Source organism: Acidaminococcus hominis (genome assembly GCF_900291475.1).
Lineage (GTDB): Bacteria > Bacillota > Negativicutes > Acidaminococcales > Acidaminococcaceae > Acidaminococcus > Acidaminococcus hominis.
Genome location: NZ_OLMM01000005.1, coordinates 376395 through 392829 on the forward strand (window position 1 = coordinate 376395; position 16435 = coordinate 392829).

Genomic DNA, 16435 nt, shown 5'->3' on the forward strand with positions numbered 1-16435 from the left:
TAATTGTGCGAATAATTACCCCTCTGTTTGCGTGGGAGAATGAAGGAGGCATTTCCATGGGTTGGAAAGAAACCGTATTGGTGCTGGCTCTATTGACGGAACCGGCCCTTGGCCTGGCGGCAGGCAAGACAAATGGAAAAACAGCCCCTGCCCCGGAAAAAATGGCGGCCTGGACACAGCTGGCCAAGGGGAGCGGGGTTTATGATAAAACGGTACCTGAGGCGCAGCTGGACGCCCAGCAGCTGGCAGCCTGGTGGAAGGTGTTTCAGGATCCCCAGCTCAACAGGCTCATTGACCTGACGCTGCAAAACAACCGGGATTTAAAGGCCGGGGCTGCCCGGGTGGAAGAAGCCCGGGCCCAGCTGGGCATCAGCAAAGGAGAAAGCCTTCCCTGGCTGAATGCCGGCGGTGCCTATATCCGGGGAGAGGTGCCGGACAATGTGGGCAAGGTGGTAACGGATATGAGTCCCGTACCGGGAATGCTCCATGCGCCCAAGCTGAATAACCAGGCCGCAGGCCTGGGGATTGACGCGTCCTGGGAACTGGATTTCTTTGGCCGGATCAAGGCCGAGAAGCAGGCGGCAGCCCATGGACTGGCCGCCCAGCAGGGGGCCCTGTACAGTACCTGGGTAACCCTCAGTGCGGAAACGGCCTTGAATTATTTTTCCCTGCGGACCCTGCAGCAGGACCTGGTCCTGGTAGAAAAACGGGGACAGCTGCAGCAGCAGAAAGCGGATCTTTTGGATACCAATTTTCAGGCGGGACTGATTAGCGCCTACCCGGGTACGGCTATGCGCACCCAGGCACAGGCGACTTTGGCAGAAGTTCCCAGCCTGCGGCAGGCCATCAGCGAAACCCTGACCCGGCTGACGGTGCTTACGGGCTCAGAGCCAGGGGCTTTGGATGAGCTGGTCCAACCGGCGCCCCTGCCGGAGGTGAATCCGCTGCTGTACCATGCCATTCCCGCCAATTCCCTGCGGCAGCGGCCGGATATTTTTGCGGCGGAACAGCAGGTGGCGGCCCAGGTGGCCAAAACCAAGGAAGCCCGGGCGGCCTTAAAGCCCCGGTTTACGCTGGAAGGTTTCCTGGGGCTGGTGACCCTGGGAGGATCCAACCTGTTTTCTGCAGGTTCCCGGGGCTTTGCCCTGGCGCCTTCTATTACCCTGCCTCTCTTTCACGGGGGGCAATTGCGGCAGAATGTACGGCTGCAGGATGCACGGGTCAAGGAAGTTCAGGCCCAATACGAAAAGACGGTACTCCAGGCAGCCGGAGAAGTTCGGGATGCCATGACCCAGATTGTCCAGGAGAAGGAAAGAAAGGATCAGCTGACCGCAGGCAGGGAAAATGCCCAAAAGGCCCTTTCCCTGGCAGAAAGCCGCTATCAGGCAGGTCTTAGCGATTACCAAGCGGTGCTGGATAATGAGAGCACCCTTTTGGGGCTGGAACGGCAGGAAAATCGCAGCAAAGGCCAGGAACTGGCCAATCTGATCCACCTCTTTAAGGCCTTGGGTGGAGGCTGGGAACCGATGGACCAACAGGCAGCTGCGGCAGCGGGAGGAACAAAACATGATTAAGGAACTTTGGAATACATTGCGGACGGATAAGAAAAAAGCGGCTCTGGCGGCAGGGGTGGTGGTATTGGCCCTTTTGGGCGGCTTTGGGTATGAGCGGTATCAGGACCAGAAGGCGGCCCGCACCCTGACCCTTTACGGCAACGTAGACGTGCGGGAAGTGGCCCTGGCCTTCCGGCAAAGCGACCGGATTGCGGACGTATTGGTGGAAGAGGGGGACAAGGTGACCAAGGACCAGGTGCTGGCCCGGCTGGACACGGACGAACTGAAAATCAAGAAAAGCAAGCTTCAGGCCCAGGTAGCCGCCCAGCAGGCGGTGGTGGACAAGCTCCATAACGGTACCCGGGCAGAAGATCTGGCCGAAGCCAAGTCCAAGGCCGATGAGGCGGCGGCCCAGGCGGAGCAGGCCAAACAGGACCTGGACCGGGCCCAGACGGCCTACCGGAATTCCTTGGGGCTTTCCGTCAGCAAGCAGGATTTGGATGCAGCAAGGACCAAGGCGGATGTAGCGGCGGCCCAGGCCGAGGCAGCGTCCCAGTCCTATGCCAAGGCCCAGGCCGGGCCCCGGGAGGAAGATGTTGCTGCCGGGGAGGCCCAGCTGCGGGCCCTCCAGGAAGAGGTAAACCAGGTGAATTATCTGCTGGGGCAGGCAGAGCTTCGGGCGCCGTCAGACGGCGTTATCCGGTCCCGGCTTTTGGAACCGGGGGATATGGCCTCTCCCCAGAAGCCTGTCTTTAAGCTGTCCCTCAATGAGAAAAAATGGGTGCGGGTCTATGTCAGCGAACAGGACTTGGGCCGCATTTATGAAGGAATGGAAGCCAAGGTCTACACCGACAGCTTCCCCAATGACCCGGTAACGGGCCAGGTAGGGTACATTTCCTCCACTGCGGAGTTTACGCCTAAAACGGTAGAAACCTCGGACCTGCGTACTGCCCTGCTGTACGAGGTTCGGGTCTACGTAACGGATACCCGGAACCGGCTGCGGATGGGTATGCCGGTAACGGTCAAATTGGAAACGGAGACCCGCCATGGCTGATTGGGTGGTCCGGGCCCAGGGGTTGGAGAAATTATTTGACGATAAGCAGGGACGGACCCTGGCCCTGAATCAAGTGGATTTTCAGGCAGCAGCAGGCAAAATGACGGCTCTCATAGGGCCGGATGGGGCGGGGAAAACCACCACCCTGCGGCTGCTGTGCGGACTCTTGTCCCCTACAGGGGGCAAACTGGAAGTGCTGGGGTTAGATGCAGTGCAGCAAGCACCAGAAATTCAAACGAGAATCAATTATATGCCCCAAAAATTTGGCCTCTATGAAGATTTGACGGTCCAGGAAAACCTGGACTTGTATGCAGACCTTTTTGGCGTAGAGGGGGAAAAGCGGCGGCAGCGGTTTGCCAAGCTCCTTTCTATGACGGGACTGGAAGCTTTTACCGGACGGTTGGCCGGGAACTTGTCCGGGGGCATGAAACAGAAGCTGGGTCTTGCCTGCACCCTGGTACGTTCTCCGGAACTGCTGCTTTTGGATGAGCCTACGGTGGGGGTGGACCCCCTGTCCCGGCAGGAACTTTGGGTAATCATCAAACAGCTGGTCCAGGAAGAACACCTCAGTGTTATTGTATGTACGGCCTATATGAACGAGGCCGCCATGTGTGACGATGTGTATGTATTGAACCAGGGAAAAATCCTTTTTCAGGGTACCCCCGAGAGTCTTCAGAACGTAGCCCAGGGCCGGTGTTTTGAAGTGGTGCCGCCCCAGGGACTGCCCTGTCGGGTTATCCAGGGGGCTCTTTTGGACGATCCGGACGTGGTAGATGCCGTGCCCCAAAGCGGTCTGGTCCGGTATATTGCCCTGCGGCCGGAAAAGCTGCCGGCTACCCTTGGCAAGTGGCAACTGGCCGCCCAGCCCGCTGCGCCCCGGCTGGAGGATGGCTTTATGATTCTCCTGCATCGGGACGCCAAGCCGGAGGATAAGCAGTTGGAACTGACGCCCCTGGAGCCGGGAACCTACCAGCCCGTTTCTCCTGAGGTCAGCATCAAGGTGGAAAATCTGGTGAAGAAATTCGGAGATTTTACCGCCGTTTCCCATACTTCCTTCCAGGTGCATCGGGGGGAGGTATTTGGCCTTTTGGGCCCTAACGGCGCAGGGAAAACCACCACCTTCCGGATGCTCTGCGGCCTTTTGCCGGCTACGGAAGGGGTGCTCAGCGTGGCTGGGGAGAACCTGCGGACGGCCAGAACCCAGGCCAGGGCCAAAATAGGCTACGTGGCCCAGAAATTCTCCTTGTACAGCAAGCTGAGCGTCTTGGATAATCTACAGTTTTTCGGAGGAATTTACGGAATACCACCCAAAAAATTAAAGGAGCGCATCAAACTTATCTTGGAAGAATTCCGTTTGGAGGGAATGCAGGACAAAAATGCCGGGGACCTGCCCGGCGGCTATAAGCAGCGCCTTTCCATGGCCTGCGCCCTGCTCCAGGAGCCGGAAATCCTGTTCCTGGATGAGCCCACCAGCGGCATCGATCCCCTGGCCCGGCGGCTGTTCTGGCGGCAGATTACGGATTTGGCCATGAAGGGGACCACCATTATTGTTACCACCCATTTTATGGAAGAAGCGGAGTACTGTGACCGGATCATGATTCAGGACCGGGGCGAAATGCTGATTGTAGGCTCGGCAGAAGAAATCCGGCAGCAGCTCCACAAACCCCGGGGAAATATGGATGAGCTGTTTATCGATATTGTCCACCGGGCACGGGCAGCAAAGGGGGAGGAGAACCATGCAGGACACCATCAATGACCGGCTGCGCCGGATGCGGGCTCTGACCCATAAAGAATTTTTGGAAGTGGGCCGGGACAAGAGCAGTCTGATGATGGGAATTTTGCTGCCCATTATCCTGATTCTGGTCATCGGCTTTGGCATCAGCCTGGACGTAAAGAATGCGCCCATTGCGGTGGTGCTGGAGGATAATGCCCCGGAAGCCCGGCAGATGGTGAATTTTGTGGATGGGTCGGAATATTTTAAGCCGGTGTATATGACGGATATCTACCAGGCTGTCCAGGCTTTTGAAACCCGAAAGGTGGACGCCATTCTCCGGGTCCCTCCGGATTTCAGCCGGCAGCTGCACCAGAACAATGCCCGGCTCCAGCTGATTTTATATGGGGTGGATACCACTACTGCCATGACCCTGCAATCCTATGTGGAGGCAGGAGTCAGCCAGTGGACGGGGGAGTATCTGGCGGCTCAGGGGCTGGGCGGAGTTACCCTGGAAAGCCGGCTGTGGTTCAACGATGCCCATGCCAGTACCTGGGTTTTTGTGCCGGGGCTGATCCTGATGATTGTGACGCTGGTAGGGGTGCTGCTTACCGCCGGGGTAATGGCCCGGGAGTATGAGCGGGGCACCTTTGAATCCCTGTTTGTAACTCCGGTGCGGAAGGGAGAGCTGATTGTAGCCAAAATTATTCCGTATTTCTGCATTGCCATGCTGGGGGTATTGATCTGTCTGGTATTGTCCCGGTATTTATTCCAGGTGCCCCTGGTGGGCTCCCTGGCCCTGATTCTTTTGGTAACCATCTTGTATCTGTTGGCTGCCCTGGGGGCGGGAATCCTGATTTCCGTAGTGACCAAGGGGCAGTTCATGGCTACCCAGGTGGCCATGTTGGTAAGCTTTCTGCCCAGCATTATGGTGTCGGGCTTTCTGTTTGACCTGCGCAGCACTCCCCTGGTGGTACAGCTGTCCGGGGAAATCCTGCCCTTCAGCCATTACCTGACGGTATTGAAAACCCTGTTTTTGGCCGGAAATATCTGGCCGGTAATCTGGAAGCAGGGGGCCATCTTGGTGTTTTTTGCCATTCTGTTTACGGAACTGGCCTTCCATATCATCCGAAAGAAGGTGGAATGATGACGGGCTGGAAACTTTTCTGGTATCAGGTAAAGTGCATCTGCCGCAAGGAATTTCTGGCCATTATGAAGGACAAAGCCTTCCGGCGGATTTTGGTGATTCCGGTGATTTTTACGGGAATCCTTTTTGGCTACGCCGCCACCTTCAATGTAACCTATATTTCCTACGGGGTATTGGACCAGAGCCATTCGGAAGCCTCTGCCTCCCTTTTGGCAAGGCTGGACGGCACGGGCTTTTTCCACCGGGCAGCCACCCTCCAAAACGCTTCCCAGATTGCGGCTATTATGGATACGGAACAGGCCATGATGGTGCTGGCTATTCCCCAAGATTTTACCCAAAGGCTGGAGCGGGGAGAGAAGGCCAGGCTCCAGCTGATTACCGACGGCCGCAATACCATGACGGCCAGCCTGGCGTCCGCTTATACGGGCCGGGTGGTGGCCAGCTGGGCCAGCGCCCGGACGGGGCAGCCCCTGCCGGTTACCCTGGAACCCAGAACCTGGTTTAACCCCAACCAGTCCACCCGCTGGTACTTTGCACCGGGCATTATGGGGCTCATGAGCTTTGCCCAGGTTATTTTATTGTCCGGTATGTCCGTAGCCCGGGAACGGGAGGAGGGAACCTTTGAGCAGCTGCTGGTTACCCCGGCATCGCCTTTGGTACTGCTGATTGGCAAGGCATTTCCTCCTGTGGTGGTGGGTCTGATGCAGGCCACCATTCTGCTGCTGATTGACCTGTTTTGGTTCCGGGTGCCTTTTGCCGGCTCTTATCCTACCTTGTACCTGGTTCTGCTGGTGTATTTTCTCAGTTCCACCGGGATTGGCCTTAGTATTTCCTCGGTCTGCTCCAGTATGCAGCAGGTCCAGGTCTATACCTATGTGTACCTGATTCCCAATGCCTTACTGTCCGGGGTAGCTACTCCGGTGCGGAATATGCCCCAATTTCTCCAGCTGCTGACCTACGTGGATCCCCTGCGTTTTGCCCTGGATGCCATGCGGCGGATCTATTTTGAGGGGGCGGGGCTTTCCACTATTGCTTTTGATTTTGTGCCCATGGTGATTGTGGCCATTCTGACTTTGGCTTTGGCGGCCCACCTGTTTCGGGAGAATCTTAGCTAGGGTACCTGGGCGGAGTATGGTATAATCAAAAAGACAATGCCAAATGGAGGTGCAGCATGAACGAAGTATTGCGGAAACTGGTCAACGATTATATTGACCATAATATGGCGGATTATATCCAGTTGTTATACGATGTAACGTCCCTGCCGTCTCCCACCGGGGAGGAAGGGAAAAAAGCCCAATGGATTCTGGAACAGCTGAAAGCCCTGGGGGCAGAAGGTTCCTACATTGACGAAGCAGGAAATGTGGTGTATCCCTGCCATATTGACGGGGCAGAGAAGTTTCCCCTGTATACGGCCCACATGGATACGGTGTTCGCAGGGGTTACCCACATTGTGCCGGAAATCGCCGGCCATGTGATGAAGGCCCCTTCCTGCGGGGATAACAGCTCCGACGTGGCTGCCCTGCTGTTTCTCATCAAAATGATGCATACCATGAAGCTCCACACCCCGGCCATTTTTGCTTTTAATACTGGGGAAGAGGGACTGGGCAACCTGAAGGGCAGCCGCTATCTGACGGATACCTGGGGGGATCGGCTCACCTATTTCCTGGCAGTGGATGGGTTTAATGACCGGTTCGTCAACCTGGCGGTAGGATCCCGGCGTTATGCGGTTCATGTGGTGACCCCCGGAGGGCACAGCTTCGGGGCGTTTGGCAATGCCAACGCCATTGCAGAGGCGTCCGCCATCATCCAGGAATTTTACCAGCTGACGGTACCCAAGGACCCCAAGACCACCTACAATGTGGGCACCATTCAGGGCGGAACCACGGTAAATTCCATTGCAGAAGAAGTGGAATTCACGGTGGATATGCGTTCGGTTTCCCATACGGAACTGTTGAAGCTGGATGCGGCCTTCCAGGCCATCCTGGACCAGCATAGACGGGAAGACGTGCAGATTGAAACCCTGCTTTTGGGAGAACGGCCCTGCAGCGAGGGCGCTTTGGAGAACGAGATTTATGACCGGATTCAGGCTATTCGGAAGCGGGAGGGGCTGTCCACCCATTTTGACTGCGGCAGTACCGATGCCAACATTCCCCTGAGCCGGCACATTCCGGCCATGGCTTTTGGCATCAGCAAGGGTACTGGCCTCCATACGGTCCATGAGGAACTGGATATGACCAGCCTGGCGCCGGGTCTGAAGCAGCTGGCTGCCTTTATCTGGAAGCTGTAAGGCCGGAAAGCAGCTTAGAAAGCGTAATACTCAAAAATAAAGAAATTTATAAAACCACTCCATAGAAAAATGGGGTGGTTTTGTTTCAATGTTACAATTTCCTTTAGCATAAAAAGTTTTTTAGAATTTTTGTTGACAGCCCTGGACTCAGGGTGGTATCCTAAGGGCACAATTTCAAATGACTACTGAAACCATTGAAGTGGAGATAACGTCAGAGGATGTGCTTACAGAGAGTCCGGGGTGCTGGAAACCGGATAGCGGCAGACTGGCAAATGGACCACTGAGGGCGCGATGAAATCGAAAGAAAGTATCCCGCGACGCAGCACCTGCGTTATTGGTGAGGAATGTGTTGGCATTCTGCTGAGCGTACAATGTGAAAGCATTGTAATACGGGGTGGTACCGCAGGTTATAACACCTGTCCTTGTAGAAGGACAGGTGTTTTTTGTTACTTTACTTTGCGGCTTCACGGATATCCAGGCGGATTGACCAACGGGATATCCGTTTTTTCATGTGAGGAGGAGCATTATGAAACAACAAACTTTGGAAGAATTACAACATAGCGCAAAAAATTATCCGGCGGTGCCGGTGGTACGGGAAATCCTGGCAGATACCCTGACCCCTATTGGGCTGGTGAGCCTGCTGCGCAGGGACCGGAATCGGTACTTTCTGTTGGAGAGTCTGGAGAAGGAGGACCCTTCCGGCCGGTATTCCTTCATTGGCTGTGATCCCCGGCTGCGGCTGACTGCCAAGGCTGGAAAAGCCCAGCTGGAAGGGGAGAACGGGCAGGTGGAAACCCTTGCGGAGGATCCCCTGACGGCACTCCGCCGGCTGCTGAAGGAATACGCCATTCCTTCCCTGCCGGACCTGCCGCCCTTTACCGGAGGCCTGGTGGGATACTTCTCCTATGATTTTATCCAGTACTGTGAACCCAGTCTGCATTTCGATCCGAAAAAGGCCACACCCTTCCCAGATTTTGACCTGATGCTTTTTGACAAAATCATCGCCTTTGATAGTTTCAAACAAAAACTGTACTTAGCAGTAACCATTAAAACTGACCACCTGGCAGATAATTACCAGAAAGCACAGGTAGAATTGGACAAGCTGGAAGCCTTGACCCGGCAGCCGGTGGTACCGCCCCAGCTTGAGAAAGCGGTGCTGGGACCCATTACCAGCAACCAAAGCAAGGAAACCTACCGGCGCAATGTGGAAACCATCAAGGAACATATCCGCTGCGGCGATATTTTCCAGGCGGTATACTCCCAGCGGTTTTCCGCAGACTACGACCAGGATCTGTTTTCTATGTACCGGATTCTCCGGACCACCAATCCTTCCCAGTACATGGTGCTGCTCAGCACCGGGGAAGTGGAACTGGCGGGTTCTTCTCCGGAAACCCTGATTCAGGTCAAGGGCCGGACCATTACCTCCATGCCCATTGCCGGGACCCGGAAAAGGGGCCGTACGGAGGCTGAGGACAAGGCCCTGGAGCAGGACCTGCTTCAGGATCCCAAAGAGCTCAGCGAGCACAATATGCTGGTGGACCTGGCCCGGAATGATGTGGGCAAAACGGCGGAATTCGGTTCTGTCCAGGTGTCGGATTACCTGCTGGTGAAGAAGTTCTCCCATGTGATGCACCTTACCAGCAAGGTAACGGGAACCCTCCGGGCGGACAAGGATTGCGTGGACACCCTGTGTGCTGCCTTTCCGGCAGGTACCCTGTCCGGAGCGCCCAAGGTCAGGGCCTGTGAAATCATCGATGCATTGGAACCGGAGCGGCGGGGCCCCTACGGAGGCGGCATGGGGTACCTGGACTTTGCCGGGAACATGGATATCTGCATTACCATTCGCACAGCCCTGAAATACGGCGGCCGGGTGTACTTCCAAGCCGGCGGCGGTATTGTGGCGGATTCCCAGGTGGAAAATGAATTTGCCGAAACGGTGAACAAGTCGGCGGCCATTCGGGCAGCCCTGGAAGCAGCAGCGGAGGAATAAATCATGATTTTACTGATTGACAATTACGATAGTTTTACCTATAACCTGTACCAATTGGTGGGAACCTTGCAGCCGGACGTAAAAGTGGTGCGCAACGATGCCCTGACTGTGGCGGATATCCGCCAAATGGCCCCCACCCACCTGATTTTGTCCCCGGGTCCGGGGCGGCCGGAGGATGCCGGTATCTGCGAAGAGGCGCTGCGGGAGCTGAAAGGGGAACTGCCCATCCTGGGGGTCTGCCTGGGGCACCAAGCCTTGGGAGAAGTCTTCGGCGGCCGGGTGATTCGGGCACCCCAGCTGGTCCACGGCAAGCAGAGCCAGGTACACATTGCCAATGGTTCCGCCCTGTTCCAGGGGCTGGCACCTATTATTCCGGCAGCCCGGTACCATTCGCTCCTAGTGGAAAAAGCCACCCTGCCGGACGAACTCCTGGTAATTGCGGAAACGGACCAGGGAGAAATCATGGGGCTGAAGCATCGGGATTACAATTTGTATGGTTTGCAGTTCCATCCGGAATCCATTCTGACCCCGGACGGCAAGCAGATCATCCAGAATTTCTTACAGATTGAAGGAGGGAAATGACATGCTGGAAATACAGAATGCCCTGCTGAAAGCAGCAGATGGCTATGATTTGAGCCTTGAGGAGACCCGGGGCGTTATGGATACCATTATGAGCGGCCAGGCTACGGATGCCCAAATTGCCAGCTTCATTACCGCCATGCGGATGAAGGGGGAAACGGTGGAGGAAATTACCGCCTGTGCCCTGGTGCTTCGGGATAAATGCCAACGGCTGGAGCCCCAACAGGATGTGCTGGATATTGTTGGGACCGGCGGCGACCGGGCCAATACCTTCAACATCTCCACCACCAGCGCCTTTGTGATTGCCTCTGCCGGGGTGCCCGTAGCCAAGCATGGGAACCGCAGTGTGTCCAGCAAATGCGGTGCCGCAGATTGCCTGGAAGCCCTGGGCGCCCGGTTGGACGTGCCCCGACAGCGGAGCGAAGCAATTTTGCAGGAGCTGGGCTTCTGCTTCCTGTTTGCGCCCCTGTACCATTCTTCCATGAAATACGCCGGCCCGGTGCGCAAGCAGCTGGGGCTGCGGACCCTGTTCAACATCATTGGGCCCTTGACCAACCCGGCTGGTGCTACCATGCAGCTGCTGGGCGTTTACGACGAAAACCTGGTGGAACCTATGGCCAAGGTGCTGGCCAATCTGGGAGTGAAACGAGCCATGGTGGTCCATGGTCATGACGGCCTGGACGAGGCCACCCTGACTACTTCCTCCACCCTTTGTGAGCTCATTGACGGCCGCATGAACAGCTTCTTTCTGGATCCGGCCCAGTTGGGATTGAAACGCTGCCAAAAGGAAGACCTGGTGGGCGGCAGCCCAGCAGAAAATGCCCAGCTGACCCTGGATATTTTAAGCGGCCGGGACCGGGGTCCAAAACGGGATGCGGTGCTGTTAAACTCCGCCCTGTGCATTTACCTGGGCAAAGGGCAAAAGGTGCTCCGGGACTGCCTTGCGGAAGCGGCGGATATCATTGACAGCGGCAAGGCCCTGGCCAAGCTGCAGCGCTTTGTGGAGCTGACCCAGGCATGATTTTGGACCAGCTGGCACAGGCCGCCCGGCAGCGAGTGGCCGCAGAGCGCCAAAAAGAAAGCGAAGCAAAACTCCTGGCCAGGGCCGAAGCCCTGGGCCGGGAACGGGCCGGCTGCTTTTACCGGGCACTTACCCAGCCGGGCCTGCAGATCATTGCGGAAGTGAAAAAGGCTTCCCCTTCCAAGGGCTTGATTGCCCCAAACTTTCCCTACCTGGAAATTGCCCGGACCTACGAAAAAGCCGGTGCGGCAGCCATATCGGTGCTGACGGAACCGACCCGGTTTCTGGGCAGCGACCAGTACCTGAAAGAAATCCGGCAGGTGGTTCAGCTGCCCCTGCTGCGGAAAGATTTCACGGTGGATCCCTACCAGATCCTCCAGGCCAAATGCCTGGGAGCCGATGCAGTGCTGCTTATTGCGGCGCTGCTGGGGGAGGAGGAACTGCGGGAATTTCGCCAGCTGGCGGAGCACTTAGGGTTAGATGCCCTGGTGGAAGTCCACGATGCAAAAGAGCTGGAACGGGCCCTGGGGTCCGGCGCCCGGATTTTGGGCGTTAACAATAGGAACCTGAAGAATTTCACGGTAAATGTACGCAACAGCCTCCAGCTGCGGAAGCTGGCTCCCCGGGAACTGCCCTTTGTGGCGGAAAGCGGTATTACAGGAAGGGCTCAGACCAGGGAACTGGAACAGGCCGGGGTCAGCGCCGTCCTGGTAGGGGAGCTGCTGATGCGCAGCGGGAATCCAGGAAGGACCCTGAGGCAATTAAAAGGAGAACAAGATGACCCGGTGTAAGCTTTGCGGACTTCGTACCCTGGAAGCTATCCAAATGGTGAATGCCTGCCGGCCGGACTATGCAGGCTTTGTCTTTGCCCCGGGCCGCAGGCAGGTAACCTCAGAGCAGGCCCGCCAATTGCGGCAGGCCCTGGACCCCCAAATTCCGGCAGTGGGCGTCTTTGTACAGGAGCCCCTGGAAAGGGTTGCCGCCCTGGTGCAGCAAGGCATTATCCAAGGGGTGCAGCTTCACGGGGAGGAATCCCCGGACTACTGCCGGGCTCTGAGAAAGCGGGTACAGGTACCCATTATCAAGGTGCTGCGGGTAAAGGGCCCCGAAAGCCTGGCGCATGCAGATGCCTATCCCTGTGATTATTTTCTGCTGGATGCCTACAGTCCCGAAGGCTATGGCGGTCTGGGCAAGACCATTGCTCCGGGCCTGCTGGAAAAGCTTAGCCTGCCCCGGCCCTTTTTCCTGGCCGGAGGCCTTACCCCCGCCAATGTGGGAGAGGCCATTGCCCAATTCCACCCCTGGGGCGTGGATACCAGCAGCGGCGTAGAAATAGACGGAAAGAAAAATTTAGAAAAAATCCGGTCCTTTGTGGATGCGGTTAGAAAAGAGGAATTCAAATGAGTAAAGGAAGATACGGCCGGCACGGCGGCCAATACGTACCGGAAACCCTGATGAATGCAGTCCAGGAACTGGAACGGGCTTACGAACAATATAAGAACGACCCGGAATTTTTGGCAGAACTCCAAACCTTGTACCATGACTACGCCAATCGGCCCAGCCTGCTGTACAAGGCAGAGAAAATGAGCCAGGATCTGGGGGGCGCCACCATTTACCTGAAACGGGAAGATTTGAACCATACTGGGGCCCACAAAATCAACAATGTGCTGGGCCAGTGCCTTCTGGCTAAGAAAATGGGCAAAAAACGGATCATTGCAGAAACTGGGGCCGGCCAGCACGGGGTGGCAGCTGCTACGGTGGCTGCCCTGATGGGCATGGAATGTGTGGTATACATGGGCAAGGAAGATACTATCCGCCAGGCCCTGAATGTTTACCGAATGGAGCTTTTGGGCGCCAAGGTGGTGCCTGTAACTACGGGCACCGGCACCCTGAAGGATGCAGTCAGCGAGGCCATGCGGGAATGGAGCGCACGGGTAGAGGATACCTTCTACGTGCTGGGCTCTGTTATGGGCCCCCACCCTTACCCGGCCATGGTCCGGGATTTCCAAAAGGTCATCGGAGAAGAAGTAAAGGCCCAGATGCTGGAAAAGGAAGGCCGGCTGCCGGATATTCTTATGGCCTGTGTAGGCGGTGGCAGTAATGCCATGGGCCTGTTCTATGATTTCATTCCGGATACCCAGGTACAGCTTATCGGGGTGGAAGCGGCCGGCCGGGGCGTGAATACGGCAGAAACCGCCGCTACCATAGCCCGGGGCAAACCCGGTATCTTCCACGGCATGGAATCCTATTTTCTTCAGGACCAGGATGGGCAGATTGCCCCGGTGTACTCCATTTCTGCCGGCCTGGATTATCCGGGCATTGGACCGGAGCATGCGGACCTGTACGACAAGGGCCGGGCCCAGTACGTATCTATCACCGACGATGAAGCGGTGGAGGCTTTTGAGTACCTGTCCCGGACCGAGGGCATCATTCCGGCCATCGAAAGTGCCCACGCCGTTGCCTATGCCATGAAACTGGCACCCACCCTTCCCAAGGAAAAACTCCTGGTGGTGAACCTTTCCGGCCGGGGAGACAAGGATGTGGCTGCCATTGCCAGATATAAGGGGGTTGACCTTCATGAGTAGAATTACCGCTGCATTTGCCAAACAGAAAAAAGTATTTATTCCCTTTGTGACCGCAGGGGATCCGGATTTAGATACCACGGAACAATTGATTTACGCCATGGAAGAAGCGGGGGCCGGCATTATTGAGCTGGGCATTCCCTTTTCCGATCCTACGGCGGAAGGGCCGGTAATCCAGGAAGCGGATAACCGGGCCCTGGCCAGTGGGGTCAAAACCCGGGACCTTTTTGAACTGGTAGCCAAGGTCCGCAAGCACACCCAGATTCCCCTGGTTTTCCTGACCTACGCCAATCCGGTATTTACCTATGGAGCTGAGAAATTCTTCCAGGACTGCCGGGACTGCGGGGTGGACGGGGTAATCATTCCCGACGTGCCCTTTGAAGAACGGGAGACCTTTGGACCGGTAGCTGCCCAGTACGGGGTGGAATTGATTTCCCTGATTGCCCCCACCTCCCACCAGCGGGTGAAAGAAATTGCCCAAGCTGCCCAGGGGTACATCTACCTGGTTTCCTCTTTGGGGGTTACCGGGGTGCGCCAGGAAATTACCACCAATCTGGCGCCTATTGTAGAACAGATCCGGCAGGTGACGGACAAGCCGGTGGCCGTGGGCTTTGGCATCTCTACACCGGAGCAGGCCCGGGAATTGGCAGGCATCAGCGATGGAGCCATTGTGGGCAGTGCCATTGTGAAGCTGTGCGCCCAGTATGGGAAGGCTGCGGTGCCGCCTGTGCGGGAGTATGTGAAGCGTATGGTGGAAGCCCTGGAAAATGCCTAGGCTGGGCCCTGGAAGCTGGCGGCAGCCGGCCCCAGGGCCTTTTGCGCGCCTGGGCAATTGTGCGGGGGCTGAAAAATAGGGTATAATGGAACCAGAATTTATGCTTGGAGGAAGCTTCCATGTTCACAAGACTTACCCAATATAAAGGCCTGGCAGCCCTTCTTGCCGCCATTGTTTTGGCAGCGGCCGGCCTGATTTATGCCTTGACGCCCCCAGCGGTGAAAAAGGAGCAGGTTCCCATGTATCAGGGCAAACGGAATATTATGGTGCTGGGGGTGGATCGGCGGATCGATGATGTGGGTCGTTCCGATACCCTGTTTGTGGCCATGCTGGACACCCAGAAAAACCGGATTTCCCTGCTTTCCGTGCCCCGGGATACCCTGGTGAAAATTCCCGGTCATGGCTGGGACAAGGTCAACCATGCCTATGCCTTTGGCGGGCACGCCCTGAGCCAGAAAACCCTGGAAGGCTTTTTGGGTATTCCCATCAACAACTATCTTTTGGTGGATTTTCGGGGCTTTGTGGACCTGGTCAATGCCATTGGCGGAGTGGATATTGATGTGGAAAAGCCCATGCAGTACCAGGACCCCTACGATGACAACGGCGGGCTGGTGATTAACCTCCAGCCCGGCCGCCAGCATATGGATGGTACCACAGCTATCCAATACGTGCGTTACCGGGACGAGGAAGGGGATATTGGCCGGGTACGCCGGCAGCAGAAGTTTATGCAGGCCATTTTTGCCAAGCTGCGGGGCACCAATCTGGTGACCAAGGCTCCGGAAATTGCCCAAGCCCTGTACAAAAGTGTGGAAACGGATCTGTCCGCCGGGGATCTGCTGTCCCTCCTGGTAACCTTTACCAAGAACGTGTCGGGTACCTCCCGGCTGGAAACGGCCATGGTCCAGGGGAGTCCGGCCTACCTGGATGATATCAGCTACTGGATTCCCAATATGACAGCCCTGCGGCAGCAGCTGGCTCTGCTGTCCGGGGTCCAGGCCACGGAGACCTACCGCCAAAAGGCTCTTGCCGCCAAGCGGGAATATGACGAATTGCTGGGTACCAACAGCGCAGCTGCTGGGGCTGATGGGAAGCAGCAGCTGCCAATCAAGACGGAAGCCCTGAAACAGGCGGTGGAACGGACAAGGAAAATGGAACAGGAAAGCAAGGAAACCCCTGCGGTTTCCCCTAGTACGGAAAATGACAAGCCCCAGGAACCGGTGGGTATGCCGCCCCAGCCGGTACGGCAGCCCCTGCGGGTATCCATTGTCAATTGCAGCGAGAAGCCCCAGAATGGGGAACGGGCCGCTGAAGAGGTGCGCAGCGCCGGTTTTACGGTGGTGAGCACCAGTACGGGCAGCCCCGTGGACCACACCCAGGTGCTGATCAATGCGTCCAGCTCCCTGGCGGCCAGCCGGGCCCAGAGCCTGCCTTTTGCCTACCAGCTGCTGCGGGGCTCCGTCAGTCCGGCAACAGGGGATATGATCATCTATCTGGGCCGGGACTATGAGAAATAAGAGAATAAAAAGAAAAAACAGAAAACATATTGCACATTGTATACAAAGGTGGTATAATGCACTCGTAAGTTAAAGATGCCCCTCATTTGGCCCTTGTTCTACAAGGGCTTTTTTTTATGCCCAGGGGCGCAAGAAGGCAATTTGCCTATTATTCACCGGAGTTTTCATTGTCATTCCCCGTTGAATATGGTAAGGTATGATATTGTACAGCAGTTATGATTT

General features: G+C 56.5%; 14 protein-coding genes. All 14 read left to right on the forward strand.

Going from position 1 to position 16435, the window contains the following annotated elements:
- Nucleotides 1–56: 56 nt before the first annotated feature.
- The 14 genes from C7E10_RS08190 (at nt 57) to C7E10_RS08255 (ending at nt 16213) form a co-directional block, all read left to right on the forward strand.
- On the forward strand, nt 57–1574 hold the full coding sequence (locus C7E10_RS08190; RefSeq protein ID WP_105326831.1) for an efflux transporter outer membrane subunit: 1518 nt from the start codon (nt 57–59) through the stop codon (nt 1572–1574).
- Nucleotides 1567–2607: an HlyD family secretion protein gene (locus tag C7E10_RS08195; RefSeq protein ID WP_105326832.1), complete on the forward strand. Its 1041-nt coding sequence runs from the start codon at nt 1567–1569 to the stop codon at nt 2605–2607. Before C7E10_RS08190 ends, C7E10_RS08195 begins: the two co-directional genes overlap by 8 nt.
- The gene (locus C7E10_RS08200) at nt 2600–4363 is read left to right on the forward strand and encodes an ATP-binding cassette domain-containing protein (RefSeq protein WP_105326833.1); all 1764 of its coding nucleotides are present in this window, start codon (nt 2600–2602) and stop codon (nt 4361–4363) included. Before C7E10_RS08195 ends, C7E10_RS08200 begins: the two co-directional genes overlap by 8 nt.
- On the forward strand, nt 4344–5465 hold the full coding sequence (locus tag C7E10_RS08205; RefSeq protein WP_231086619.1) for an ABC transporter permease: 1122 nt from the start codon (nt 4344–4346) through the stop codon (nt 5463–5465). Before C7E10_RS08200 ends, C7E10_RS08205 begins: the two co-directional genes overlap by 20 nt.
- Nucleotides 5465–6580 (forward strand): ABC transporter permease, encoded by a 1116-nt coding sequence (locus tag C7E10_RS08210; protein WP_199614647.1) that lies wholly within the window; start codon nt 5465–5467, stop codon nt 6578–6580. Before C7E10_RS08205 ends, C7E10_RS08210 begins: the two co-directional genes overlap by 1 nt.
- 56 nt (nt 6581–6636) lie before the next feature.
- Entirely contained in the window at nt 6637–7752 is a 1116-nt protein-coding gene (locus tag C7E10_RS08215) for a M20/M25/M40 family metallo-hydrolase (RefSeq protein ID WP_105326835.1), read from the forward strand.
- Between the two features lie 526 nt (nt 7753–8278).
- Complete coding sequence (trpE, locus tag C7E10_RS08220; protein ID WP_105326836.1) at nt 8279–9742, forward strand: anthranilate synthase component I; 1464 nt, start codon at nt 8279–8281, stop codon at nt 9740–9742.
- Between the two features lie 3 nt (nt 9743–9745).
- Entirely contained in the window at nt 9746–10324 is a 579-nt protein-coding gene (locus C7E10_RS08225; protein WP_105326837.1) for an anthranilate synthase component II, read from the forward strand.
- A gap of 1 nt (nt 10325) precedes the next feature.
- Nucleotides 10326–11342 carry an anthranilate phosphoribosyltransferase gene (gene trpD, locus C7E10_RS08230; RefSeq protein ID WP_105326838.1) on the forward strand — a complete coding sequence of 339 codons (1017 nt, stop codon included), beginning with the start codon at nt 10326–10328 and terminating at the stop codon, nt 11340–11342.
- Nucleotides 11339–12133: an indole-3-glycerol phosphate synthase TrpC gene (trpC, locus tag C7E10_RS08235; protein ID WP_105326839.1), complete on the forward strand. Its 795-nt coding sequence runs from the start codon at nt 11339–11341 to the stop codon at nt 12131–12133. The genes trpD and trpC overlap by 4 nt, the downstream gene beginning before the upstream one ends.
- Entirely contained in the window at nt 12120–12746 is a 627-nt protein-coding gene (locus tag C7E10_RS08240) for a phosphoribosylanthranilate isomerase (RefSeq protein ID WP_105326840.1), read from the forward strand. Before trpC ends, C7E10_RS08240 begins: the two co-directional genes overlap by 14 nt.
- Nucleotides 12743–13927: a tryptophan synthase subunit beta gene (trpB, locus tag C7E10_RS08245; protein ID WP_105326841.1), complete on the forward strand. Its 1185-nt coding sequence runs from the start codon at nt 12743–12745 to the stop codon at nt 13925–13927. Before C7E10_RS08240 ends, trpB begins: the two co-directional genes overlap by 4 nt.
- Nucleotides 13920–14699, forward strand: a complete 780-nt coding sequence (gene trpA / locus C7E10_RS08250; RefSeq protein WP_105326842.1) for a tryptophan synthase subunit alpha — start codon at nt 13920–13922, stop codon at nt 14697–14699. The genes trpB and trpA overlap by 8 nt, the downstream gene beginning before the upstream one ends.
- A 119-nt stretch (nt 14700–14818) precedes the next feature.
- Nucleotides 14819–16213, forward strand: a complete 1395-nt coding sequence (locus tag C7E10_RS08255; protein WP_105326843.1) for an LCP family protein — start codon at nt 14819–14821, stop codon at nt 16211–16213.
- The last annotated feature ends 222 nt before the right edge of the window (nt 16214–16435 follow it).